21 protein-coding genes and 1 tRNA gene (1 of these 22 only partly in view) are annotated in these 23,933 nt (G+C 68.8%); 15 read left to right on the forward strand and 7 right to left on the reverse strand.

Annotated features, from left to right (window positions below):
* Positions 1–18 precede the first annotated feature (18 nt).
* On the reverse strand, positions 19–1,335 hold the full coding sequence (istA, locus tag DM194_RS13090) for an IS21 family transposase (RefSeq protein WP_425457286.1): 1,317 nt from the start codon (positions 1,333–1,335) through the stop codon (positions 19–21).
* Between the two features lie 546 nt (positions 1,336–1,881).
* Here istA and DM194_RS29130 point away from each other — a divergent pair.
* A complete protein-coding gene (locus DM194_RS29130; RefSeq protein ID WP_162630028.1) occupies positions 1,882–2,232 on the forward strand; it encodes a BRO-N domain-containing protein in 351 nt (116 codons plus the stop codon).
* Between the two features lie 97 nt (positions 2,233–2,329).
* Here DM194_RS29130 and DM194_RS13100 read toward each other — a convergent pair.
* The 4 genes from DM194_RS13100 to erpA form a co-directional block, all read right to left on the reverse strand.
* Positions 2,330–2,419: transfer RNA gene (locus DM194_RS13100), tRNA-Ser, on the reverse strand.
* A gap of 71 nt (positions 2,420–2,490) precedes the next feature.
* Positions 2,491–3,063, reverse strand: coding sequence for a hypothetical protein (locus tag DM194_RS13105; RefSeq protein WP_111068059.1), 573 nt, complete (start codon positions 3,061–3,063; stop codon positions 2,491–2,493).
* A gap of 116 nt (positions 3,064–3,179) precedes the next feature.
* The gene (locus tag DM194_RS13110; protein ID WP_111068060.1) at positions 3,180–3,953 is read right to left on the reverse strand and encodes an exodeoxyribonuclease III; all 774 of its coding nucleotides are present in this window, start codon (positions 3,951–3,953) and stop codon (positions 3,180–3,182) included.
* Between the two features lie 61 nt (positions 3,954–4,014).
* The gene (erpA, locus tag DM194_RS13115; RefSeq protein ID WP_111068061.1) at positions 4,015–4,371 is read right to left on the reverse strand and encodes an iron-sulfur cluster insertion protein ErpA; all 357 of its coding nucleotides are present in this window, start codon (positions 4,369–4,371) and stop codon (positions 4,015–4,017) included.
* Between the two features lie 168 nt (positions 4,372–4,539).
* Between erpA and DM194_RS13120 the strand changes: the two genes are divergently transcribed.
* The 14 genes from DM194_RS13120 (at position 4,540) to DM194_RS13185 (ending at position 19,703) form a co-directional block, all read left to right on the forward strand.
* Complete coding sequence (locus tag DM194_RS13120; RefSeq protein WP_111068062.1) at positions 4,540–5,739, forward strand: deoxyguanosinetriphosphate triphosphohydrolase; 1,200 nt, start codon at positions 4,540–4,542, stop codon at positions 5,737–5,739.
* Positions 5,740–5,797: 58 nt separating this feature from the next.
* Positions 5,798–7,558: an arginine--tRNA ligase gene (gene argS, locus DM194_RS13125; protein ID WP_111068063.1), complete on the forward strand. Its 1,761-nt coding sequence runs from the start codon at positions 5,798–5,800 to the stop codon at positions 7,556–7,558.
* Entirely contained in the window at positions 7,555–8,607 is a 1,053-nt protein-coding gene (locus DM194_RS13130) for an SPOR domain-containing protein (RefSeq protein WP_111068064.1), read from the forward strand. The genes argS and DM194_RS13130 overlap by 4 nt, the downstream gene beginning before the upstream one ends.
* Positions 8,579–9,685: a beta-N-acetylhexosaminidase gene (nagZ, locus tag DM194_RS13135; RefSeq protein ID WP_246024380.1), complete on the forward strand. Its 1,107-nt coding sequence runs from the start codon at positions 8,579–8,581 to the stop codon at positions 9,683–9,685. Before DM194_RS13130 ends, nagZ begins: the two co-directional genes overlap by 29 nt.
* A gap of 16 nt (positions 9,686–9,701) precedes the next feature.
* A complete protein-coding gene (locus DM194_RS13140; protein WP_111068066.1) occupies positions 9,702–10,379 on the forward strand; it encodes a site-2 protease family protein in 678 nt (225 codons plus the stop codon).
* A gap of 10 nt (positions 10,380–10,389) precedes the next feature.
* On the forward strand, positions 10,390–11,205 hold the full coding sequence (locus tag DM194_RS13145; RefSeq protein ID WP_111068067.1) for a segregation and condensation protein A: 816 nt from the start codon (positions 10,390–10,392) through the stop codon (positions 11,203–11,205).
* 5 nt (positions 11,206–11,210) lie between these two features.
* Positions 11,211–11,855 carry an SMC-Scp complex subunit ScpB gene (scpB, locus tag DM194_RS13150; protein WP_111068068.1) on the forward strand — a complete coding sequence of 215 codons (645 nt, stop codon included), beginning with the start codon at positions 11,211–11,213 and terminating at the stop codon, positions 11,853–11,855.
* A 154-nt stretch (positions 11,856–12,009) separates the two neighbouring features.
* Complete coding sequence (locus DM194_RS13155) at positions 12,010–12,249, forward strand: twin-arginine translocase TatA/TatE family subunit (RefSeq protein ID WP_111068069.1); 240 nt, start codon at positions 12,010–12,012, stop codon at positions 12,247–12,249.
* Positions 12,250–12,326: 77 nt separating this feature from the next.
* Positions 12,327–12,857 (forward strand): Sec-independent protein translocase protein TatB, encoded by a 531-nt coding sequence (tatB, locus tag DM194_RS13160; protein ID WP_111068070.1) that lies wholly within the window; start codon positions 12,327–12,329, stop codon positions 12,855–12,857.
* A 15-nt stretch (positions 12,858–12,872) separates the two neighbouring features.
* Positions 12,873–13,664 carry a twin-arginine translocase subunit TatC gene (tatC, locus tag DM194_RS13165; protein ID WP_111068071.1) on the forward strand — a complete coding sequence of 264 codons (792 nt, stop codon included), beginning with the start codon at positions 12,873–12,875 and terminating at the stop codon, positions 13,662–13,664.
* A 137-nt stretch (positions 13,665–13,801) separates the two neighbouring features.
* The gene (gene alaS / locus DM194_RS13170; RefSeq protein ID WP_111068072.1) at positions 13,802–16,486 is read left to right on the forward strand and encodes an alanine--tRNA ligase; all 2,685 of its coding nucleotides are present in this window, start codon (positions 13,802–13,804) and stop codon (positions 16,484–16,486) included.
* A 75-nt stretch (positions 16,487–16,561) separates the two neighbouring features.
* Entirely contained in the window at positions 16,562–16,894 is a 333-nt protein-coding gene (locus tag DM194_RS13175) for a DHCW motif cupin fold protein (protein WP_111068073.1), read from the forward strand.
* Positions 16,895–16,921: 27 nt separating this feature from the next.
* Positions 16,922–17,764: an AAA family ATPase gene (locus DM194_RS13180; protein ID WP_111068074.1), complete on the forward strand. Its 843-nt coding sequence runs from the start codon at positions 16,922–16,924 to the stop codon at positions 17,762–17,764.
* 250 nt (positions 17,765–18,014) lie between these two features.
* Positions 18,015–19,703 (forward strand): methyl-accepting chemotaxis protein, encoded by a 1,689-nt coding sequence (locus DM194_RS13185; protein WP_246024381.1) that lies wholly within the window; start codon positions 18,015–18,017, stop codon positions 19,701–19,703.
* A 47-nt stretch (positions 19,704–19,750) separates the two neighbouring features.
* On the opposite strand, the gene DM194_RS13190 is transcribed toward DM194_RS13185, so the two are convergent.
* Both DM194_RS13190 and DM194_RS13195 read right to left on the reverse strand, forming a co-directional pair.
* Entirely contained in the window at positions 19,751–23,527 is a 3,777-nt protein-coding gene (locus DM194_RS13190; RefSeq protein WP_111068075.1) for an AAA family ATPase, read from the reverse strand.
* On the reverse strand, positions 23,527–23,933 hold the 3' end of the coding sequence (locus DM194_RS13195; protein ID WP_111068076.1) for an exonuclease SbcCD subunit D C-terminal domain-containing protein. 838 nt of this gene lie beyond the right edge of the window; the window shows 407 of its 1,245 coding nt (coding positions 839–1,245); its start codon lies beyond the right edge, outside the window; it ends in the stop codon at positions 23,527–23,529. Before DM194_RS13195 ends, DM194_RS13190 begins: the two co-directional genes overlap by 1 nt.

Here is a 23,933-nt window from a genome sequence, read left to right on the forward strand (position 1 = left end):
GATCATCGGGATCGGCGTTCACCAGCCACCTCCAATCACCGCTTCGTACTCCGCCAGCGGCCGCAGCAGGTCCGGATCGTGGCGCGGTGCCGTGGCGTCTGCGGTGGTGTGCGGTGCCGCGGCTCCGGAGCGGTCGGGCGGGACGCCAACCACGCCGTCGAGATGACGGGCGTCGATGACACGTTGTCGGCGCCCGCTCGCCTGAACATGCCGCGCCACCTCGCTTCCGGCCAGCAGGACCCGAACCGTGCCGTCGCTCACTTCCACCGTGACGCTCTGCCCGATCAGTCGCCAGGGCACGCTGTAGTGGTTGGTGTCGATGCCGACGGTGCCATCGCTCTGGACCTTGCGGTGCAACTCGCGCACCTGGAGATAGGGTGGGCGCCCGTTCAGCGGCCGCAAGCTGACCGCTTCGGCGGCCTGGAAACGGTCGATCGGCCGGTCGCCCGTGGTGCCGTGAACGCGGACATCGGCGATGGTGCGCATCCAGTGCACCAAGTGTCCTTCGAACGCCTCCCAACTGGCGAAGCGCCGCCCGGCGACGGCGTTCTTCTTGACGTAGCCGACACCGTTCTCGTCCTTGCCTTTGGTGCGCGCCCGATACGGCGCGCAGGCGCGCGGGCGAAAGCCCCAATAGCGGGCGAAGGCATGGAAGCGGTCGTTGAAGGTCACTTCCCGGGTTTCCCGATCGTGATGGGTGACCAGGGTCTTGGGATTGTCGATCAGCACCTCGTGCGGCACACCCTCGAAGTGCCGGAAGGCAGCCTCCAGGCCGGTGATCCAGGCAGACTGCCGCTCGTGACGGAACGCCGTGACGAAGTTGCGGCGCGAGTAGCCCAGTGTCGCGACGAACAGGTGAACCCGCATCCGCTCACCGCCGATCTCCACGGCGGTGGTGCCGAAGTCGATCTGCAACTGCTGCCCCGGCGCCGTCTCGAAGCGCACCGTGGCTCGGCTCTCCGCCTCCAGATCCTGGCGCAATCCCTGGACGGCGCGCTCCACAGTGCGCAGCGACACTTGGACCCCATGCTCGTCCGCCAACTCCTGGCGGACGACGTCGGCATTGCCCCGGTGTCGCCGGAAGCGCTCGCCGAGCCAATCCGTCAAGTCATCCAGCCGACCAGCCCGTCGCGGCGACCGGTAGGGGTGCCAACCACCACCACGCAAGTAACGCTTCACCGTCTTGCGGTCGCACCCCAACTCCCGGGCGATCCGCTTCGTGCCCCAACCCAGGGCCTGCAACCGGATCATCGCCGTCACATCGTCTGGGGCCAGCATCACGTCCCTCCGATCCGTCGTCTCGGAGGAACTCAACGGTATCGTGACCTCGACCATTCTCTACCCCTCAATGTCGAAGGGGGGCCCTTTCCTCATGTCGGCCAGGGGGCAGATTCTCATGTCGCCTGACACGCCACACCCCTTGCATCGCCACGGCAACGCTTCAGAACGTGATCCCCACCCAAAACGGAGGATGAGCGGTGCTGGGTCCACCTCGACAAAGTGGCCGCACTGGAACAACGGACGGGGATCATCACGCTGTGCCGTGATAGCTCCCCCAGGCAGTCAAGCCGCTTCGTTCCCACTACCCCCTGAAACGACGAAGGCGAGGCACGTCTTCGCACCGCCGCCCCCGTTGCATCACACTCCGTGGAGCTTCGCTCTGTGGTCGGAATGAGGATGCTGCCATAGTCTCATATCATCGAGCGTAAAGTCTGACACATCAGACTTTACGCTCGCCCTCAGACGGCGGGCGCGGCCGTCCGGCCGCTTGCCTTCGCAGGCATGGGCCTGCGGGGCCGCAGTCGCGGCCTTTACCTCCGAGCATAAGTCAGGACTTACGCTCGGCGGTATCATTTCGTTCGTAGTGACCGCACCACCAACGTGATCTCCTTCGAGTTCCACTCCAACAAGATGCGGGTGGTGACCATCGACGGACAGCCGTGGTTCGTGGTGAAGGACATTCTGTGTGTCCTGGGCATGGACGTGAACCAACCAGCCAACTGTCTCCGTCGCGGCTGGAGGCCGTGGGCGCGCCAGATGCGTTGCACTCTGCCGACGCTCACCCCGCCGGCTGCCGCCATGGTGCAGCTGTTCCAGTGCGTCGCCTCGTCGGGCGGCAAGGGTGATCGCAAACAACGAGTCGGGAAGGGCAGGGTGAGCCGATCCGGTTTCGCACTTCGACCATTCCCGACGGGATCGGACACGGCGGTGACCGCGCACGTGCGCCATTGATCGTCCGCAGCCGTGCGACACTTGTGGGTAGGGCCGTGGGTTAAGCGGCGAGGTCTTTCCTTAGGGCATTGATCAAAAACGAAATATTGAGCTGAAATGGCGGAAGAGGTGGGATTCGAACCCACGGTAGGCTCACACCTACGACGGTTTTCAAGACCGTTGCCTTAAACCACTCGGCCACTCTCCCTCAGGCCCACGGGAGTAGCGAATGCGTCGCGGTGGGTCAAGTGTCGCGCGTGTGTCGGCGCGATTTGCCCGTCAGTTGCGGATCGGGCGGCCCAGTGTACGCAGGCGGCGGGTCGGTTTGGGCGGGCTGGGGCTGTCGGAAAAGTCGGGAAGGCTGGGGGCGCGGGCAAGGGTCTTGCGAATCAGGTCGGCGGTGGCGTCCAGATCCTCCAGAACCTCGGGCGGCACGCGGTCGGCGTAGCGCGGACCCTGCAGGCGGGCGCGGGTCTGGTCGATGCTGCGCAGTTCCGGTTCGAACAGTTCGCGGGCGCCGATCGGCAGAACCTGATCCTGGCGCATGCCGGAGAAATAATTGCGCATCGCCCGCACCAGCATGCGGGTCAGCAGAAGATCCATCCGCTCGAACTCGGCGCGCAGATCGGTCAGGCGCGACTCGTCGACGCCCTGCAGGCGTTCCTCGGTCAGGGTGAAGAGGGCGCGGATCTCCTCCACCTTGCGGCGGAAGTCGAGGAAGGAGGCGAAACGGTCGTCGCCCATGTCGCGCTGGGCCCGGTCGGCAAGCTGCGCCGCTTCGGTCGCCTGACGTTCGAGCGCGGCCAACAGCTCCTTGACCTCTTCCCGGCCGTTGTCGCGCCTCCACGCCATGCCGCCCTTCGCTCCCGCCGTGACCGTGACGGCCGGTTGTCATGCCGGCCGCGGGAGCATGTTAGAAGCGGGAGTTTTAACGAAATGCTTTTGTTGTGCAGATTCCACGGGCGTGGTCACACGTCGCGCAGTTCCAGGATGACCGGGGTGTGGTCGGACGCCTTTTCCTTGCCGCGCGGCCCTCGGTCGATGGTGCAGCCGGCCAGACGGTCGGCGGCCTGCGGCGACAGCAGGAAATGGTCGATGCGCAGGCCGTTGTCGCGCGGCCAGCTGCCGGCCTGATAATCCCAGAAGGTATAGGCGTGGTCGTCGTCATGCAGGGCGCGGTAGGCCTCGGTCAGGCCGAGATTCAGCAGGGCGCGGAACTTGGCCCGCGATTCCGGGCGGAACAGCGCGTCGCCGGCGAAGGCCTGCGGCGAGAACACGTCGCGCGCCTCGGGGATGATGTTGTAGTCGCCGCCCAGCACCACCGGGATTTCCTGGGACAGCAGGGTCCGGGCATGGTCGTAGAGCCGGTCCATCCAGCGGAGCTTGTAGGCGAACTTCTCCCCCGGCACCGGGTTGCCGTTGGGCAGGTAGAGCGAGGCGATGCGCACGCCGGCCACTGTGGCCTCGACATAGCGCGCCTGCTCGTCCTCCGGCTCGCCGGGCAGCCGGGTCAGCACATCCTCGGCCGGCGCCTTCGACAGGAATGCGACGCCGTTGTAGGCCTTCTGCCCGACGGCGTTGACGTGGTAGCCGAGTTCCTCGAACGCCGCGGCGGGGAAGGCGGCGGTTTCGCATTTGATTTCCTGGAAGAGCACGACGTCCGGGGACGCCGCGCGCAGCCAGTCGGTGATCAGCGGAAGGCGGGCCTTCGCCGAGTTGACGTTCCAGGTGGCGATCTTCACGAAAAAGGCCTGCCTTTTCTTATTGTGCGCTGGTCTTGGATTGCGGCTTCAGGCTGCGGCCTCAGACCGCGAATGAGTTGCCGCAGCCGCAGGACGCGCTGGCGTTCGGGTTCTTGATCTGGAAGGCGGCGCCCATCAGGTCTTCGACGTAATCCAGCGTGGCGCCGGCCAGCAGGTCGAGCGAGGCGTCGTCGGTGACCACCTTGGTGCCGTCCTTCTCGAAGACATGGTCCTCGTCGGTCACCGTCTCGTCGAAGGTGAAGCCGTACTGGAAGCCGGAGCAGCCGCCGCCGGAGACGGTCAGGCGCAGCATCAGCTTCGGATTGCCCTCCTGCTCGATCAGGAAGGCGACGCGCTTGGCCGCGCTCTCGCTGACGGCCAGGACGCGGGTTTCGGTGGGAAGGGCGGTGTCGGGCATGGGGCGGCCCCTTTGGTGCGATGCGGAAGTTGCGACAAATGTAAGGGGGATCGCACCCCACGTCAAAGTATGGGCACCGTTGCGCATCTGGCACGCCCAACCTTGGGGCAGGGGCATAGCACGCCTTCGCCGTTGCACCCGCGTCCCCCCGCCGGTAGTGTCCGCCCCATGACGGCGGACTGTTTTCACGATCGGCTGGCTCCCTATGCCTGCAACCCGGCGGACACGCGCGGGCGGCTGGTGGCGGAGCCGGAAAGCCCGACGCGCTCGTGCTTCCAGCGCGACCGCGACCGCATCGTGCATTCCGGGGCCTTCCGCCGGCTGAAGCACAAGACCCAGGTCTTCGTCTATCACGAGGGCGATTATTACCGCACCCGGCTGACCCACAGCCTGGAGGTGGCGCAGATCGCGCGGTCGATCAGCCGCACGCTGTCCCTGAACGAGGATCTGGCGGAGGCGGTGGCGCTGGCCCACGACCTTGGCCACACCCCTTTCGGCCATGCCGGGGAAGATGCGCTGAACGCCTGCATGGAGCCGTTCGGCGGCTTCGCCCACAACGACCAGACCCTGCGCATCCTGACGCGGCTGGAACGGCGCTATGCCGAGTTCGACGGTCTGAACCTGACCTGGGAAGCGCTGGAGGGCGTGGTCAAGCACAACGGCCCGCTGCTGCCGCTGCTGCCGGGGTTCCGCCTGCCGACCACCATCGCCGCCTTCCAGGACGACTGGGATTTGGAACTGCACACCAATCCGGGGGCCGAGGCGCAGGTGGCGGCGCTGGCCGACGACATCGCCTACAACAACCACGACATCGACGACGGCCTGCGCGCCGGCCTGTTCACGGTCGAGGAGGTGGCGGAGCTGCCCCTGGTCGGCCCGATCATCCGCGAGGTCTGCGACCGCTATCCGGGGCTGGAGCGCTCCCGCCTGATCCATGAGACGGTGCGGCGGATGATCAACGCCATGGTCGTCGATCTGGTGACGGAGACGCGGCGGCGGCTGGCCGAGCACCAGCCGGGCAGCGCGGCCGAGCTGCGCGCCCTGCCGCTGGCGATGGTCAGCTTCTCCGACGGGATGCTGGAGGCGCAGGGCCCCTTGCGCGCCTTCCTGCGCCAGCGCATGTACCGGCACTATCGCGTGAACCGCGAGATGAGCAAGTGCAAGCGCGTGGTGCGCGACCTGTTCCAGCTGTTCATGGACGAGCCCAACACCCTGCCGACCGAATGGCAGCACGATATCGCGAGGCATGGCGGCGACGGCGACCTTGCGGTGCGCGCCCGCCATGTCGCCGATTACATCGCCGGCATGACCGACCGCTACGCGCTGGCCGAGCATGACCGGCTGTTCGACCTGCATGTGAAGACCTGACGCGTGAAGACCTGAGCCGACGGGCTCCTGTGACCTCCTGAAAAGACGACCTGAGACGATGAATATTTTCAAGGCCTTCGAGACCGATATTCGCAAGCTGCTGGAAGAGCTGGCCGCCGAGGGTGCCATCCCCGCCGGGCTGGACAGCAGCCGTCTGACGGTCGAGCCGCCGCGCGAGGCCTCGCATGGCGACCTGTCCACCAACGCCGCCATGATCCTGGCGAAGCCGGCGAAGATGGCGCCGCGCGCCCTGGCGGAACTGCTGGTGGCCAAGCTGAAGGGCCGCGCCGACGTGGCGTCGGTGGAGATCGCCGGTCCGGGCTTCGTCAACCTGCGCCTGACGCCGGACGTGTGGCGCGACCGCATCCGCGACGTGCTGAACGCCGGCACGGCCTATGGCGACAGCGACCTGGGCGGCAAGACCCCGGTCAATGTGGAGTATGTGTCGGCCAACCCGACCGGCCCGCTGCACGCCGCCCATGGCCGCGGCGCGGTGTTCGGCGACGCGCTGGCGTCCCTGCTGGAAAAGGCCGGCTACGCCGTCACCCGCGAATACTACATCAACGATGCCGGCGCCCAGGTCGATGTGCTGGGGCGGTCCACCTTCATCCGCTACCGCGAGGCGCTGGGCGAGGAGGTGGGCGAGATCCCGGCCGGTCTCTATCCCGGCGAATACCTGAAGGAGGTCGGCCAGGCCCTGGCCGAGCGTGACGGCAACCGCTGGGTCGGCACCGACGAATCCGAATGGCTGCCGGCCTGCCGAGATTTCGCCATCGCCATGATCATGGGCTGGATCAAGGAGGACCTCGGCGTTCTCGGCGTCACCATGGACGTCTACAGCAGCGAGCGCGCGCTGGTGACCGCCGGTGCCGTCGACAGCGCGCTGACGGCGCTGGAGGAGCGCGGCCTGATCTACACCGGCGTGCTGGAGCCGCCGAAGGGCAAGAAGCCCGACGATTGGGAGCCGCGCCCGCAGACGCTCTTCAAGTCCACCGATTTCGGCGACGACGTCGACCGGCCGCTGAAGAAGTCGGACGGCTCCTTCACCTATTTCTCGAACGACATCGCCTATCACTTTGATAAATATAAGCGCGGCTTCGGCAGCCTGATCGACGTGTGGGGCGCCGACCATGGCGGCTACGTCAAGCGCATGCAGTCGGCGACCACCGCCGTGACCGAAGGCAAGGCGTCGCTGGACGTGAAGCTCTGCCAGCTGGTCCACCTGATGCAGGACGGCCAGCCGGTGAAGATGTCCAAGCGGGCCGGCACCTTCGTGACGCTGCGTGACGTCATCGATCAGGTCGGCAAGGACGTGGTCCGCTTCATCATGCTGACCCGCCGCAACGACCAGACGCTGGACTTCGACTTCGCCAAGGTGACGGAGCAGTCGAAGGACAACCCGGTCTTCTACGTGCAGTACGCCCACGCCCGCTGCCGCTCGGTCCTGCGCCATGCCGCGACCGCCCTGCCGCAGTTGGACCAGACCCCGGCGGCCCTGGCCGCGGCGGCGAACCTCGCCCGCCTGGATGCCGAGGAGGAGATGGCGCTCGCCAAGCGGATGGCCACCTGGCCGCGCGTGGTCGAGGCGGCGGCGGAAGCGCATGAGCCGCACCGCATCGCCTTCTTCCTCTACGATCTCGCCAGCGATTTCCACGCGCTGTGGAACCGGGGCCGCGACGATGCCTCGCTGCGCTTCCTGATCGAGGGCGATGCGGAGCTGACGACGGCCCGTCTGGCGCTGATCGCGTCGGTGGCGACGGTCATCGCCTCGGGCCTGACGGTGATGGGTGTCGAGCCGGTGGAGGAACTGCGTTCATGAAGTACGACGGCGACGTCAACTACGCGGCCAATCCCTATGGGATGCCGCCCCGGCAGGCCGCGGGCAAGCGCGGGTTTCTGGCGCTGGGCTTTGCCGTGGTCGGCGTCGTCGCCTTCGCCGGTGCGGCGATCATCGGCCTGCGCGGTCCCGCGCAGCTGTCGGGCGATGGTCCGCCGCTGCTGACCGCCGATCCGGAGCCGGCCAAGGCCCGCCCCGACCAGCCGGGCGGGCTGGAGGTGCCGCATCAGGACATCCTGGCCTATGAGCGGCTGCGCGACCATGACGGCGGACGCAGCCAGACGGTGGAACGGCTGCTGCCGCCGCCGGAGGTGCCGTTGCCGCGCCCGGTGGTGACGCCGCAGATGCCGGCGCTGGTGCCCCTGCCGGCGGTGCCGTCGGTCGCCCAGCTGCCGCCGGGCGCCACCGCCACGGTGCCGCGCGACAGCGTCGCCGCCGCGGTGGCCGATGCCGCCCCGCTGGCGGCGCCCGAGCCGGCACCGGGGCTTGCCGCTTTGCCGGCCGGCGCTCCGCAGGCCGCTCCACTGGCGCAGATGCCGACGATCCAACCGCCGCCCACCGTTCTCGCCAAGCAGCCGCCTGCGGCCGTTCCGCCCAAGCCCGTGGCGGTTCCGCCGCAGCAGGTCGCCGCCGTCAGGCCGCCGCCCGCTCCGCCGGCCCAGGCGCAGCAGCAGAGCGCGGCCCCCTCGGTCGGCCAGCTGATCGCCAAGCTGGAGGCGGAATCCGCCGCCCCGGCCAAGGCGACGTCCCAGCCGAAGGCCGTCCCCGCCGTCACCGGCGGCAGCGGAAGCTGGCGCATCCAGCTCGCCTCGGTGCGCAGCGAGGGCGAGGCCGCGGCCGAATGGCGCCGGATCGCCGGACGCTATCCGGATGCGTTGGGTGGCCTGTCGATGCAGGTCGCCAGGGTCGATCTGGGCGAGAAGGGCGTGTTCTACCGGGTGCAGGGCGCCGGCGCCGACGAGGCGCGGGCAAAGTCGGTCTGCGCCCAGCTGCGCGCGCAAAATGTGGGGTGTGTGGTTGTCCGTCCCTGATTTTCCGGGCCCTGATTCCGTGGAGGCTCGGCCTGTGGGTTCCGTCGCTTCGGTCGTCCATCCGCGCGCGGTCGTCTTCGGCTGTGCCGGGCTGGTGGTGACGCCCGACGAGGCCGCCTTCTTCCGCGAGGCCGATCCGCTCGGCTTCATCCTGTTCCGCCGCAACTGCGACAGCCGCGACCAGATGCGCCGGCTGGTCGATGATCTGCGCGCCAGCATCGGCCGGCCGGACGCTCCCGTCCTGATCGACCAGGAGGGCGGCCGGGTCGCGCGCATGCGCCCGCCGCATTGGCCCGCCCACCCGCCGATGGGCGCGTTCGGCGCGCTTGCCCGGCATGATATGGAGGCCGGGCGGGAAGCCGCCTGGATCAACGGACGGCTGCTCGCCCACATGCTGGCGGAGGTCGGCATCACGGTGGATTGCGCGCCCGTGTGCGACGTTCCGGTGGAGGGGGCGCACGACATCATCGGCGACCGCGCCTTCTCGCGCGACCCCGCCGTGGTGATCGCGCTTGCCCGCGCCACCGCCGAAGGGCTGCTGGCCGGCGGCGTGCTGCCGGTGGTCAAGCACATCCCCGGCCATGGCCGCGCCTTCACCGACAGCCATGCCGAGCTGCCGGTGGTGGAGGCGGACCGCGCGACGCTGGAGGCCACCGACTTCGCTCCCTTCCGCGCGCTGGCCGATTTGCCGCTGGGAATGGTGGCGCATGTGGTGCTTAAGGCGATCGACCCGGCCGCCCCGGCCAGCACATCGCCCATCGTGGTGCGCGAGGTCGTGCGGGGGCCGTCCATCGGTTTCGGCGGCCTGCTGTTCAGCGACGACCTGTCGATGAACGCGCTGCAGGGCGACCCCCGCGCCAGGGCGGAAGCAGTGCTGGCGGCGGGCATGGATGTCGTGCTCCACTGCAACGGCGATCTGGACGAGATGCGGACCCTGCCCGGCGCCGTGCCGGTGCTGAGCGGCGCCGCGGCGGAGCGTTGGGCGCGGGCCGAGGCGATGCGCCATGCGCCGGAACCCGCGGACATCGCGGAATTGACCAACCGGCTGGCCGAGCTTCTCGGCGCGGCCCTGGCCTGACGGACGGGAGCGGACGATGGAGGAATGGATCTTCCGGGTGACGGCCGTGGCCCTGCCGGCCATCATCGCCATCACCTTGCACGAGGCGGCGCACGGCTTCGTCGCCTGGAAGCTGGGCGACGACACCGCCTATCGGCTGGGACGGGTCACCTTCAACCCATTCCGCCACATCGACCCGTTCGGCACGGTGCTGCTGCCGGCGCTGATGTACTTCACCACCGGCTTCGTCTTCGGCTGGGCCAAGCCGGTGCCGGTGAACTTCGCCCGCCTGTACCACCCGCGCCGCGACATGGTGTGGGTGGCGCTGGCCGGACCGGGGACCAACTTCATGCTGGCGGTGGTCTCGGCGGTGATCTGGCGGCTGGTCAACCCGGAAAACAGCCTGCCCGAGTTGTGGATCCGCTCCGCCGCCGAGGTGTCGGTTCTGGTCAACGTCATCCTGATGGTCTTCAACCTGATCCCGCTGCCGCCGCTGGACGGCGGGCGCGTCGCCGTCGGCATCCTGCCGGACGTGCTGGCCGTGCCGCTGGCCAGGCTCGAACGCTTCGGGCTGCTGATCCTGATGGCGGCCTTCTTCCTGCTGCCGCTTCTGGGGCGCCAGTTCGGCATGGATTTGAGCGTTATGCATTGGGTGCTGGGGCCGCCGGTGGATGCGGTGATCGACTTCATCCGCATCCTGACCGGCAACGACTGAAGGTTTACCCATGGCCGATCTGCTGGCCGAGCTTCCGGCCGACACCGCTGCGGATGCGGCGGTGTCGCCGTCCGAACAGCTTTTGTTGGTTCTGGACGGGTTCGAGGGGCCGCTCGACATGCTGCTGGCGCTGGGGCGCGACCAGAAGGTCGACCTGACGCGCATCTCCATCCTGGAACTGGCCGACCAGTATCTCGCCTTCGTGGCGGAGGCGCGGAAGGTGCGGCTGGAACTGGCGGCCGACTATCTGGTGATGGCGGCGTGGCTGGCCTATCTCAAGTCGCGCCTTCTGCTGCCCGAACCGGAGGGGGAGGAGCCGTCCGGCGAGGACATGGCCGCGGCGCTGGCCTTCCAGCTGCAGCGGTTGGAGGCGATGAAGGGCGCGGCGGCCAAGCTGTTCGCCCGCCCGCGCCTGGGCATCGACGTCCACCCCCGCGGCGCGCCGGAGGATTTGGATCTGCGCCGCAAGTCGGTCTATGAGGTCACGCTGTTCGACCTGCTGCGCGCCTATGGCCGGCAGCGCGCCCGCAAGGAGGCCGGCGTCCTGCACATAACCCCGGTCCGCCTCTATTCCATGGAGGAGGCGGTGCAGCGCCTGTCCGCCCTGCTGGGGCACATGCCGGATTGGGCGACGCTGGCCAGCTTCCTGCCGGGCGGGGAGGGCGGCAGGCTGCTGACCCGCTCCGCCTTGGCCGCCCATTTCGCGGCGACGCTGGAACTGGCGAAGGCCGGCCGGGTGGAACTGCGCCAGGACGGTGCCTTCGCCCCGCTTTATGTCCGCGGACGCCAGCCCGGCGACACGGCCGCGGACTCATCGGATTCTTGAGGACCATGATCAAGGAAGTCACCGACGCCCAGGAGGCGGAGGCCCGCATCGGCCGGCTGCGCCTGCTGGAGGCGCTGCTGTTCGCTTCGGCCGAACCGCTGGACGAGGAGACGCTGGCCGGCCGTGTCGGGCCGGAGGTCGGCCTGCTGCTGGAGGAACTGCGCGCCCATTACGCCCCGCGCGGCGTCAATCTGGTGCGCACCGGCGCCGGTTGGGCCTTCCGCACCGCGGCCGATCTGGCGCCGGAGCTGCGGCGGGAGGAGGAGGTTTCGCGCAAGCTGTCGCGCGCGGCCATCGAAACCCTGGCGATCGTCGCCTATCACCAGCCGGTGACCAGGGGTGAAATCGAATCCATCCGCGGCGTGGCGACCAGCAAGGGCACCCTGGACCTGTTGATGGAGCATGGCTGGATCCGGCCGGGCAAGCGGCGGGAGACGCCGGGCCGGCCGCTGACCTGGATCACCACCGACCATTTCCTGGACCATTTCGGGCTGGAAAGCCTGCGCGACCTGCCCAGCGTCGACGATCTGCGCGCCGCCGGCCTGCTGGACAGCCGTCCGGTGCTTATGGGGCTGGGCAATGCCGGGGATGACGGCGGCTTCGCCGCTGCGGGGGGCGACGGTGACGGCGACGGCGACGGGGAGGCTTGAGCGGGAGCGCGATTTTCGGGCGGGGCCTGCGCGAATTCCCGTGAAACCTCAATGACAACCGTTTAAGGATGGTGGGGCGAACGTTGCGGCCCACTGGCCTTTCTGCCATAGTGCCGGCCCGCCGCAAAGGCCGTTCAAACGTGATAGGCGCGTCATGGGTACTTTCAGCATCTGGCACTGGATCATCGTTCTACTGATCGTTCTTCTCCTGTTCGGCGCTGGAAAGTTGCCGAAGGTGATGGGCGATCTCGCCAAGGGCGTGAAGTCCTTCAAGGCGGGCCTGCAGGACGACAGCGATGACGCCGCTTCCGGCGCCAATGCCAAGAGCATCCCGAACCAGCCGGCCAACACGGCCGAAACCGCGGCCAAGAAGGACGAGGCAGTTCGCAGCTGACCTGCGGGCGCGCGGGGTTCCTCCCGGGGGCCGTCCGCGCGCCATCCTGCCCACCGCATTCGTGAAGCCGGAAGAACATGTTCGACATCGCTTGGTCCGAACTGATGGTGATCGCCGTCATCGCCCTTGTGGTCATCGGGCCCAAGGATCTGCCCAAGGCGATCTTCACGCTCGGCAAATGGGTGCGTAAGGCGAGAGGCGTCGCGCGCGAGTTCCAGACCCACATCGACGACATGATGCGGGAGACCGAGTTGGACGAGCTCCGCAAGGAAGCCCTGAAGACCCGCGACCTGAACATCAAGAAGATGATGGAGGACACCATCGACCCGAAGGGGGAGGTGGGAAAGGCCCTGGACCCCAAAGGCTTCGACGTCGGGCTGAACGGCCATGCCGGCAGCACCCCGGAACCGGACCTGCCCCAGGTCCCGGCCCCGGCGGCTCCGGCCGCTCCGGTGGTGGCCGACAGCACGCCGCCCTCCGCCGCCCCTTCGCCGATCACCACCCAGCCGCCGCCGGCCGCCGTGCAGCCGGCCACTCAGCAGGCAGCCCAGCCGTCCGCCCAGCCGGCGGAAGCGGCCTCCGCCCAGTCCACCGATAAGCAGACCTAAGGTCGAAGACGGACCATGACCGGCGACACGCATCAGGACGAACTCGAAGACAGCAAGATGCCGCTGATCGATCATCTGATCGAGCTGCGGAACCGGCTGATGTGGTCGATCGGCGCCATCCTGATCGCCTTTCTGCTGTGCTACGCCGTGTCGGACCGGATCTATAACTTCCTGGTCCAGCCGCTGGCCGACCTGCTGGCGGGGCAGGGGCGCCGGATGATCTACACCGGCCTGACGGAAGCCTTCTTCACCTATGTGAAAGTGGCCTTCTGGGCCGGCTGCTTCATCTCCTTCCCGATCATCGCCAGCCAGATCTGGATGTTCGTGGCGCCGGGCCTGTACAAGCACGAGCGCAAGGCGTTCCTGCCCTTCCTGGTGGCGACCCCGGTGATGTTCCTGACCGGTGCGGCCATCGTCTATTACTTCATCTTCCCGATGGCCTGGCGCTTCTTCCTGGGGTTCGAGTTCCACCCCGGCGGCGACGCCTCGGCCCTGCCCATCGAGTTCGAGGCGCGCGTCGGCGAATACCTGCATCTGGTCATGTCGCTGATCTTCGCCTTCGGCATCGCCTTCCAGCTGCCGGTCCTGCTCACCCTGCTGATCCGCGTCGGCATCCTCAGCACCGACGCGCTCGCGTCGAAACGGCGCTATGCCATCGTCGGCGCCTTCGTCGCCGCGGCGATCCTGACCCCGCCCGACGTCATCAGCCAGGTCAGCCTCGCGGTTCCGCTGATCGGTCTGTACGAGATCGCCATCATCGTCGGCCGCCGCATCGAAAAGGCGCGCGCCGCGGCGGAGGCAGAATAAGCGGGGTCCGCCCGCCGCTCTCGGGACAGTTGCCGCAGGGTAATAATCCGTCCGACATGGACACGCCGCCATTCTCGCGCTAAAAGCACGGTTCGGCCAATGGAAGGCCTTAGCCGCGCACCCGGAGCCTTGACCGTATGCAGACCGCCAACGACATCCGTCGCACGTTCCTGGATTTCTTCGCCAAGCAGGGGCATCAGATCGTCGACTCGTCGCCGCTCGTACCGCGCAACGATCCGACGCTGATGTTCACCAACGCCGGCATGGTCCAGTTCAAGAACGTCTTCACCGGTGCCGAGACGCGGCCCTACAAGCGTGCGGTCACCTCGCAGAAATGCGTGCGCGCCGGCGGCAAGCACAACGACCTGGACAATGTCGGCTACACCGCGCGGCACCACACCTTCTTCGAGATGCTGGGGAACTTCTCCTTCGGCGATTATTTCAAGGACGACGCCATCGCGTTCGCCTGGAACCTGATCACCAAGGAATACGGCCTGCCGGCCGACAAGCTGCTGGTGACGGTCCACACCTCGGACGAGGACGCGGCGGCGATCTGGCGCAAGGTCGCCGGCCTGTCGGACGACCGCATCATCCGCATCCCGACCGACGACAATTTCTGGCGCATGGGCGATACCGGCCCCTGCGGCCCGTGCTCGGAAATCTTCTACGACCACGGCCCGTCCATCGCCGGCGGCCCGCCGGGCAGCGCCGACCAGGATGGCGACCGCTTCATCGAGATCTGGAACCTCGTGTTCATGCAGTATGAACAGCTGGGTCCGGACAATCTGGTGCCGCTGCCCAAGCCGTCGATCGACACCGGCATGGGGCTGGAGCGTCTGGCCGCCGTCCTGCAGGGCAAGCACGACAACTACGACATCGACCTGATGCGGTCGCTGATCCTGGCGTCGGCCGAGGCGACCAAGACCTCGCCGGACGGCGCGCATGCCGTGTCGCACCGCGTCATCGCCGACCATCTGCGCTCCACCTCCTTCCTGATCGCCGACGGCGTGCTGCCGTCGAACGAGGGCCGCGGCTATGTGCTGCGCCGCATCATGCGCCGCGCCATGCGCCACGCCCACATGATTGGCGCGCGCGAGCCGCTGATGCACCGTCTGGTCCCGGCGCTGATCCAGCAGATGGGCGACGCCTATCCCGAGCTGAACCGCGCCCGCGCCCTGATCGTCGAGACGCTGAAGCTGGAGGAGACCCGCTTCAAGCAGACGCTGGAGCGCGGCCTGCGCCTGCTGGAGGACGAGGTCGGCCATCTGGGCGAAGGCCAGCCGCTGGCCGGCGACGTCGCCTTCAAGCTGTACGACACCTACGGCTTCCCGCTCGACCTGACGCAGGACGTTCTGCGCGGACAGGGCCGCGGCGTCGACGAGGCCGGCTTCAAGGCGGCGATGGACGAGCAGCGCCGCAAGGCCCGCGAATCCTGGGCCGGCTCGGGCGAGGTCGGCACCGAGAAGCTGTGGTACGAGATCAAGGACGAGCTGGGCGCCACCGAGTTCTTCGGCTACGACACCGAAGTGGCCGAGGGCAAGGTGACCGCCATCGTCAAGGGCGACGCCCGCGTCGAGTCCGCCGGCATCGGCGATCAGGTGCTGGTCGTCGTCAACCAGACGCCCTTCTATGGCGAATCGGGCGGTCAGGTCGGCGATGCCGGCGTGATCTTCTCCGCCAACGGGGCCGAGGTCGCGGTTTCCGACACGCTGAAGAAGCTTGGCGCCGTCTGGGCCCATGTCGGCACCGTCACCAAGGGCACGCTGACGGTCGGCGACGTGGTCGAGCTGCGCGTCGACAGCGAGCGCCGCGCGGCCATCCGCGCCAACCACTCCGCCACCCACCTGCTGCACGAGGCGCTGCGCCACCGGCTTGGCGACCACGTGACCCAGAAGGGTTCTCTGGTGGCGCCGGAACGTCTGCGTTTCGACATCAGCCAGCCGACCGGCCTGACCGCCGACGACATCGCTTCCATCGAGGACGAGGTGAACCGCCGCGTGCTCGCCAACAGCGAGGTCATCACCCGCCTGATGTCCCCGGACGAGGCCCGTGCCCAGGGCGCCATGGCCCTGTTCGGCGAGAAGTACGGCGACGAGGTCCGCGTCGTCTCCATGGGCGGCCCGCATGGCGAGCTGGACCGCGACTATTCCATCGAACTGTGCGGCGGCACCCATGTCCGCCGTACCGGCGATATCGGCGTGTTCAAGATCGTCTCCGAAGGCGCCGTCGCCGCCGGTGTCCGCCGCATCGAGGCGCTGACCGGCACCGGCGCCAAGGCGTGGCTGTCCGAGCGCGACCATCTGCTGACCGAGGCGGCGAGCGTCCTGAAGGTGAAGCCCGACGAGGTTCCGGCCCGTGTGGCGGTCCTGGTCGAGGAACGCCGCAAGATGGAGCGCGAACTGGCGGAACTGCGCCGGCAAGTGGCCCTTAGTGGAGCTATGGGGGGCGGCGGAGCCAAGGCCGAGGGCGGCAGCGAGGCCAAGGATGTCGCCGGCGTCAAGGTCGCCGCCCGCGTGCTTGAAGGCCTGCCGGCCAAGGACCTGAAGCCGATGGCCGACGAGTTGAAGAAGCAGGTCGGTTCCGGCGTCGTCGTGCTGATCGCGTCGAACGAGGGCAAGGCGTCCATCGTCATCGGCGTGACCGACGACCTGACCGGCAGCCTGAGCGCCGTCGATCTGGTCCGCGTCGGCGCCGAGGCGCTGGGCGGCAAGGGCGGCGGCGGCCGGCCGGACATGGCCCAGGCCGGCGGTCCCGACGCCTCGCTGGCTCCGGCGGCGATCGAGGCCGTCGAGAAGGCCATCGCGGCCAAGAAGGCCTCCTGATCCCGATGGAATCCGGCCCCCGCTTCGCTCCGGGGGCCGTTTTTCCGTTCATGCCGTTTCTGTCGAGGTCCGGCGTTGGAACTTCCGACTCTCCCCTTCACCGTGACCGACTGGGCCGCCGTTCCCGTCACCGAACATCCGGGCGAAACCGGCAAGGCGCTGTGGCGCAGCTTCCAGGCCGGCGAGTTGCGGGTGCGGATGGTCGAATACACGCCGGGCTATCTGGCCGATCATTGGTGCGACCGCGGCCATGTGCTGTTCGTGGTCAGCGGTGAACTGATCACCGAGTTGAAGGACGGCCGCCGCTTCGTCCTGACCGCCGGCATGAGCTATCAGGTGTCCGATTTCGGCGATTACCCGCTCCGGTCCTCGACCGAAATCGACGCCACCCTGTTTATCGTGGACTGAAACATCGTCGCTTGAGGGAGCAGGCCCATGCGCTTCACCGGCACCGACCGCTATGTCGCCACCGACGACCTGATGGTGGCGGTCAACGCCGCCATCACGCTGGAGCGGCCGCTCCTGGTGAAGGGCGAGCCCGGCACCGGCAAGACGGTTCTGGCGGTGGAGATCGCCCGCGCGCTGAACAAGCCGCTGCTGTCCTGGCATGTGAAATCGACCACCAAGGCGCAGCAGGGGCTTTACGAGTATGACGCGGTCAGCCGCCTGCGCGACAGCCAACTGGGCGAGGCGAAGGTCCACGACATCGCCAACTACATCGTGCGCGGCAAGCTGTGGGAAGCCTTCGAGGCGCCGGAGGCTCCGGTCCTGCTGATCGACGAGATCGACAAGGCCGACATCGAGTTCCCCAACGACCTGCTGCTGGAACTCGACCGCATGGAGTTCCACGTCTACGAAACCCGTCAGACGATCAAGGCGGAAAAGCGCCCCATCGTCATCATCACCTCCAACAACGAGAAGGAACTGCCGGACGCCTTCCTGCGCCGCTGCTTCTTCCACTACATCCGCTTTCCCGACCGCGAGACGATGGAGCAGATCGTCGAGGTCCATTACCCCGGCCTGAAATCCGCCCTGCTGCGCGAGGCGCTGAACCTGTTCTATGACCTGCGCGAGGTTCCGGGCCTGAAGAAGAAGCCGTCCACCTCGGAGCTGCTGGACTGGATCAAGCTTCTGATGGTCGAGGACGTCGATCCGGAAACCCTGCGCGCAAAGGACGCCCGCACGCTGATCCCGCCGCTGTGCGGCGCGCTGCTGAAGAACGAGCAGGACGTTCACACGCTGGAACGGCTGGCCTTCCTGGCAAAGCGGGGGCGGTGAGGGGCGGCGTTCCAGGACGTGTCGGCAAGTCAGAGCCATAGTAATGGATCGCCGCGATGGTGATCATGACAAGATGGCTGGTGGAACGCTCCTGATGCCGTGCAGTGGACTTGAGGCGTGGCTGCGGGAAGCCGCCTTGAATTTGCGTTAAAATGGAAATTGCGGGGATCTGGAGCGGACTGTGACAACTTTGGCGGGCAAGCGTTTCTAAACGTTTGACCCCCAATACTTGACGTCGGCAAGCAACGCAATGAACGTCGAGTCCGACATGCGCATCTCCGACATCACGAAGCTCTCCTATGCCGCAGCAATCTCGCTGTCCCTGTTGTCCGGCGTCAGTCTTGTCCTCGCGGACAACGCGGCGGACGCCGAACGGAGGGCTATGCTGGAGCGGGCTGAATACGCGCAGCTGGCCCTCGACCTCGCCTCGGCCTCCGACCACCTGACCAACGAGGCGCGCCGCTACACCGTCTTCGGCGACAAGCGCCACTTCGACGCCTACTGGCGCGAGGTGAATGAGACCAGGACCCGCGACCGCGTGGTGCAGCGCCTTACCGAACTCGGCATCCCCCAAGGCGAGCTCAACCTGATCGAGGAGGCCAAGCGCAAGTCGGACACGCTGATCGGCCTGGAGAACGCCGCGATGAAGGCGGTCGCCGAGGGTGATCTGCGCAAGGCCCAGGATCTCATGTTCGGGGCCGACTACGACCGCGGCAAGGCGGAGATCATGGTGCCGGTCCAGCGTTTCCAGGCGATGTTGGCCGAGCGGACCGGGGGTGCGGTAGAACGAGCGCGCAGCTGGTCCCATCTGCTGAGAGTCGTCGCGCAGTCGTCCATCGCCCTGACGGCGCTCAGCTTCCTGGCCATGCTCTACGGCGTGTTCAGCCGCCGCGTCGTCGCGCCGATGGTGCGCATGAGCGGCATCGTGACCGACCTCGCCAACCAGAACTACCGCGTCGAAGTGCCGGAGCGCGGGCGCGCGGACGAGATCGGCGACATCGCCCGGGCGATCCAGGTGCTGAAGGAAAGCGGCGTCGCGCGGCAGCGGCTGGAGACCGAGCAGGCGGCGCAGCGCGAGGCCAAGGAGCGGCACGCCGCCAAGGTCGAGTCTCTGGTCCGCGGCTTCGAAGGCACCGTGACGCACAGCCTTGGCGCGGTGGCGTCGGCCGCCGCCCAGTTGAATTCGACGGCCCACGGCATGGCGTCGCTCGCCGATCAGGCGAACCGTCAGGCATCCGCCTCGGCTGCGGCGGCCGGGCAGACCTCGGCCAACGTGCAGACCGTCGCGGCGGCAACCGAGGAGATGGCCGCCTCCATCCAGGAGATCAGCCGCCAGATCACCGCCTCCCACGACATCGCCGCGAAGGCGGCGCGGCAGGCCCTCGACACCACCGGCTCGGTGCGCCACCTCGCCGAGGCGGCGAACCGGATCGGCGAGGTGGTCAAGCTCATTCAGGACATCGCCAACCAGACCAACCTGCTGGCGCTGAACGCGACCATCGAGGCGGCGCGGGCGGGCGAGGCCGGGAAGGGCTTCGCGGTGGTCGCCTCGGAGGTGAAGGCGCTTGCCAACCAGACCGGCAAGGCCACCGAGGAGATCGCCCAGCAGATCGCCGCCGTGCAGGCCGCCACCCAAAGCACGGTCGGGGCGATCGAGGGGATCGGCCAGACGATCACGACCATCAACGAGATCGCCGCCTCCATCAGCGCCGCCATCGAGGAGCAGAACGCGACCACCGGCGAGATCACCCGCAACGTACAGCAGGCGGCCCAAGGCACCGAGGAGGTCAGCGGCAACATCGTCGAGGTGAGGCTGGCGGCCACCCAGACCGGCGCGGCGGCCGGCCAGGTGCTCGGCGCTTCCGGCGATCTGTCGCAGCAGGCGGAAACGCTGCGCCACGAGGTCGAGACTTTCCTCGCAAGCATCCGGGCGGCCTGACCGTCCGAGGCGGCCGGGGGGAGCGGGGGAGGGTTGAGGGCCCCCCCTCAAACCCCCTCCACCTCCTCCATCGCCAGTCCCAGCGCAGCCCCCGCCACCGACCGCACCGTCACGCGGCTGCGCCCGCCGCCCAGCGGCACCACGCGGATCTGCGTGCCGATGCGCTCGACCATCGCCGGAACGTGGCTGATCACCCCCACCTGACGCCCGCCGGCCTGCAATGCTTCCAGGCAGGACAGCGCCACATCCAGGCTGTCGGGATCGAGCGTGCCGAATCCCTCGTCGATGAACAGCGTGCCGATCCCGCCGGAGGTTCCCGCCGCCATCGCCGACAGCCCGAGCGCCAGGGCAAGCGACACCAGGAACAGCTCGCCGCCCGACAGGCTGTGCACGCCGCGCCGTTCGTCGCCCATCTCGCGGTCGACCACCTGGATTTCCAGATCGGCCCCCGCCACCCGCTCCAGCCGATAGCGGCGGGCGAGATCCTCCAGATGCCGGTTGGCATGGGTCAGCAGCAGGTCCAGGCTCAGGCTCTGGGCGAAGTTGCGCATCTTCTGCCCGTTCGCCGAACCGATCAGCTGCGTCATCTTACCCCATAGGGCACAGCGCGCCTGCTGCTCCTCGATCGCCACCCTCAGCCCGGCCAGCCGTTGGCGGTTGGCGTCGTCGGCCTCCAGCCGTCCGCGCGCCGAGCCCAGCCGGTCGCGGTCCCGCTCCAGCACCGCGCGGGCGCTCTCCGCCGCTGCGGCGGCTTCGTCGACGCTCAGAGCCGGACGGGCCATCCCATGATGCCCCGTCCCATGATGTTCAGCGCGCTGCCGGCGCCGTTCGGCAACCACCAGCGCCGCGTCGCCACGCGCCCGCTCCAGCACCGCCAGCGCCAGTTCTTCCGCCTCCAGTTCGCTTTCGGCGGACGCCAGCAGCCGGCGGACCTCTTCCAGCCCGATCCTCCGTTCCGCCACAGCCCGGTCCAGCCGTTCGCCGGCAACCCTGGCCTTGTCGGCACACAGACGGGCGGCCTCGCCGCGGGTTACCCGGTCCTGCTCCGCCGCCGACAGCCGGGCGACGGCATCCTGCCGCGCAAAGGTGGCCTTCTCCATCAGGGCTTCGGCCTCCTGCCGCTCGCCGGCCAACAGCTTGCGCACCACCGCCACCGCCCGTCCGCCGAGCAGGGCACCACGCGCCGCCCGCGCCTCCGCAAGCCGCGCGGCCAGATCCTCGGCCCGCCGGCGGGCCTCCTCCTCGGTCCGCAGCGCGGCGTCCAGCTCGACCGTCTGCACCGCCCGCTCGCCGCTGGCCCGCTCGACCTCGCGGGTGGCACGGGCCAGTGCATCGGTCTTTTCCCGATATTCAGCCACCCGTGCCGCCAGTCCGGCCCGATATTCCTCCGGCTCCCGCTCCAGCCGCGACCGCCACTCGGCCTCCGCCGCCAGCCCTTCGGCCAGTTCCGCCAGAACGGATTGGCGGTCGGCTTCGGTCCGTTCGAGCGCGGCTACGGCGAGCGCCAAGGCCTGCCGCCCGTCCGCCAGCCGCTGCCGGATCGCTTCGCATTCCGCTGCCAGCCCGGCCGCCGCGGTCTCAAGCCGCCGATGCTCCTGCTGTCCCGCATCCAGCCGCCGCCGATGGTCGAGCGCCTGTTCCTCATCGGACGCAATGGCCGCAAGCCGCCGGTCCACCGCTTCGACCGCCCGGCGGATGTCGGCGAGCGTTCCGCCTTCGACATCCCAGCCGACCGCCGCCGCCTGCTCGCCCCAACGGAGCTGGAGTCCTTCGGCTTCCCGCGCCAGTGCCGCCAACCGTGCCGTCAGCCCGTCGGCCTCCTTGCGCGCCGCCCGTTCCGCCGCCTCCAGCGCGGCGTGGCGGGCAACCGTTTCGGCCAGCATCTCGCGCAGCCCGGCAAGGTGCCGCTCCTGATCCTGCGTTAACCGGCCGAGCGGCGTCACGCCGGCGCCTGCCCAGGGATGGTCCGCCGACCCGCAGACCGGGCAGGCTTCCCCCTCCACCAGCCTTCCGCGCAGGCTTTCCACATCCTCGCGTTGGGCCAGCAGCAGCCGTTGCAGGGTCCGCTCGGCTTCCTCGACCGCCGCGCGTTGCCCGGCCCGGCTATCGGCAAGCTGCCGCGCCGCCGTTCCGTCACGCTCCGCCTCGCCCAGCCGTAGAAGCCGCTCCCTTTCCGCCGTTTCACGCTCCGTCGCAAGCCGCTGGCGCGCCTCGCCGGTGGTGAGCAGCGCCAGCAGCCCGTCCCGCCGCCGGCCGGCCTCGGCCCGTGCCCGCCGCGCCTCGTCGAGCGACGGGGCCGCCTCGCTCCGCAGAGTCTCCAGCGCCTGCTCGGCGGTGCGGCAGCGCTCCCGTGCCTCGGCGAGCCGGGATTCCACACCTTCGGCAGCGGTTTCCGTCGAGGCGAGTTCCCGTTCCAGCCGGCGGCGCTCGCCGGCGGCGGTTTCCCAGGCCCGTCCATCGGCGATGGCGCGTCCCAGCAGCCGATCCCAGCGCTCCCACTGGTTCGCCACCACGGCGAGGTCCGCCTGATCCCGCAGCCAGACCTCCAGCCGCGCCGCGTCGTTGCGTGCAGCGGACAGGGTGGTGTCGATGTTCCGCACCGCCCGCCGCGCGGCGCCGCTTCTCTGCTCCGCCGCCTTTGCCGTCGCCTCGGCGGTTCCTTGCTCGCTCGTCAGCGCCGTGATCCGCCCATCGAGGTCGGCCGCGCGTTCGAGGTCCGGTTCCGCCTTGGCTTGTTCCGCGCAAGCGGCTTCGAAGCGCCGCCGCGACTCGCCATGACGGGCGGCGGCTTCCTCCAGGGCCAGCCGCGCGGCCTCGCACGCCTCCATCGCGCGCGCCACGGCCGCTGTCGCTTCCGCGGCCTCGCCGCTCGCCCGGTCGGCATCGGCCAGCAGCGGCCGCAGCGGTTGAAGCCCGCGCAGCAGGGCAGCCGCCTCACGCCGTCCCTCCGCCTCGCCCCATGCCCGCTCCGCCGCTTCCGCCGCCTCGACCGCCTTGCCCTCGGCCGCCGCGAGTTGGGTGTCACGCTCATGCCAAGCCAGTGCCGCCTGGGCAAGGGCCAGCGACCGCTCGCCGGCCCGGACCGCCTCCGCCGCTTCGTCGGCCTCGTTCTGCAAGGCCGCGCGGTCGTCGTCGTTCAACACCCCGATGCCGCCGCCTTGCGCCATCAGCCTGTCGAGCGCCTGCTTCTCCGCATTCGCCCGTTCATGCGCCGCAACGGACAGCCGGGAGTAAATCTCCGTCCCCGTCAGCAGTTCCAGCAGGGCGGAACGCTCACGGGGCGGCGCCTTCAGAAAGGTGGCGAAATCGCCCTGGGCCAGCAGGACAGCCCGGCGGAACTGCTCGAAGGTCAGGCCGAGCCGCCGTTCGATCTCCTCCAGCACGCTCTTCTTGCCGTCGCCGAAGCGCCGCTCGCCGTCCAGGCTGCTCAGCGACATGCTCTGCTGCTGCAAGGCGCCCTGCGCCTTCTGCCGCGCCCGCCGCAGCTCCCAGCGCGCGCGATAGGCCTCGCCGTCGATCCCGACGAAATCCACCTCCGCCCAGCCGGATCCGGCACCCCGACGCAGGACGGTGCGCACGTCGGTGGTGCGGATGCTGTTGGGATCGCCCTCGGGGCCCAGCATCTCGCCGCGCCCTTCCGGCAGCCGTGGCATGCTGTCGAACAGGGCGAGGCACAAGGCATCCAGGATCGTGCTCTTGCCGGCGCCGGTCGGCCCGGTGATGGCGAACAGCCCGGCCCGCCGCAGCGGCTCCCGGTCGAAATCGATGGCGAAGGGGCCGTCCAGGCTGGTCAGGTTGGCGCCGCGCACCGCGAGAATCCGCATCACATCGTCTCCTGGACGCCGGTCAGCAACTCATGGAAGGCCGCCAGCAGGTCGGGATCGGGATCGCCTTCATGGCTGCGGCGGTAGAGCCGCCGGAACACCTCTTCGGGGTCCAGCGAAGCCAGATCGACCGGCGGCGCGCTGTCCCCCAGCGTCTGCCCGCTGCCGGTCAGCCGCACCGCCAGCTTCAGCAGCCGCACCGGCCGGCCGGCCAGCACCGCCTCGACCTCGTCGCGCAGGGCGGGGCGCGGTTCCGGCAGGGTGACGGTCACCTCCAGGAAGGGCCAGGCGTCGCGGGGCAGGGCGCGGTCCAGTTCCAGCCGCTTCAGCCGCTCCAGCGCCGCTTCGGGGGTCGCCTCGACGACACGATGGATCGTCACATGGCGCGGCACGCGCAAGGCTTCAT

The sequence above is a fragment of the Azospirillum ramasamyi genome (assembly GCF_003233655.1).
GTDB classification, from domain to species: Bacteria; Pseudomonadota; Alphaproteobacteria; order Azospirillales; family Azospirillaceae; genus Azospirillum; species Azospirillum ramasamyi.

Excerpts from the sequence above, each read along its gene's own strand:
- istA (WP_425457286.1), bottom strand. The coding sequence starts at position 1,335 with ATGGTCGAGGTCACGATACCGTTGAGTTCCTCCGAGACGACGGATCGG.
- DM194_RS13105 (WP_111068059.1), bottom strand. The coding sequence starts at position 3,063 with ATGGCGTGGAGGCGCGACAACGGCCGGGAAGAGGTCAAGGAGCTGTTG.
- erpA (WP_111068061.1), bottom strand. The coding sequence starts at position 4,371 with ATGCCCGACACCGCCCTTCCCACCGAAACCCGCGTCCTGGCCGTCAGC.
- DM194_RS13120 (WP_111068062.1), top strand. The coding sequence starts at position 4,540 with ATGACGGCGGACTGTTTTCACGATCGGCTGGCTCCCTATGCCTGCAAC.
- argS (WP_111068063.1), top strand. The coding sequence starts at position 5,798 with ATGAATATTTTCAAGGCCTTCGAGACCGATATTCGCAAGCTGCTGGAA.
- DM194_RS13130 (WP_111068064.1), top strand. The coding sequence starts at position 7,555 with ATGAAGTACGACGGCGACGTCAACTACGCGGCCAATCCCTATGGGATG.
- nagZ (WP_246024380.1), top strand. The coding sequence starts at position 8,579 with ATGTGGGGTGTGTGGTTGTCCGTCCCTGATTTTCCGGGCCCTGATTCC.
- DM194_RS13140 (WP_111068066.1), top strand. The coding sequence starts at position 9,702 with ATGGAGGAATGGATCTTCCGGGTGACGGCCGTGGCCCTGCCGGCCATC.
- DM194_RS13145 (WP_111068067.1), top strand. The coding sequence starts at position 10,390 with ATGGCCGATCTGCTGGCCGAGCTTCCGGCCGACACCGCTGCGGATGCG.
- scpB (WP_111068068.1), top strand. The coding sequence starts at position 11,211 with ATGATCAAGGAAGTCACCGACGCCCAGGAGGCGGAGGCCCGCATCGGC.
- DM194_RS13155 (WP_111068069.1), top strand. The coding sequence starts at position 12,010 with ATGGGTACTTTCAGCATCTGGCACTGGATCATCGTTCTACTGATCGTT.
- tatB (WP_111068070.1), top strand. The coding sequence starts at position 12,327 with ATGTTCGACATCGCTTGGTCCGAACTGATGGTGATCGCCGTCATCGCC.
- tatC (WP_111068071.1), top strand. The coding sequence starts at position 12,873 with ATGACCGGCGACACGCATCAGGACGAACTCGAAGACAGCAAGATGCCG.
- alaS (WP_111068072.1), top strand. The coding sequence starts at position 13,802 with ATGCAGACCGCCAACGACATCCGTCGCACGTTCCTGGATTTCTTCGCC.
- DM194_RS13180 (WP_111068074.1), top strand. The coding sequence starts at position 16,922 with ATGCGCTTCACCGGCACCGACCGCTATGTCGCCACCGACGACCTGATG.
- DM194_RS13185 (WP_246024381.1), top strand. The coding sequence starts at position 18,015 with ATGAACGTCGAGTCCGACATGCGCATCTCCGACATCACGAAGCTCTCC.
- DM194_RS13190 (WP_111068075.1), bottom strand. The coding sequence starts at position 23,527 with ATGCGGATTCTCGCGGTGCGCGGCGCCAACCTGACCAGCCTGGACGGC.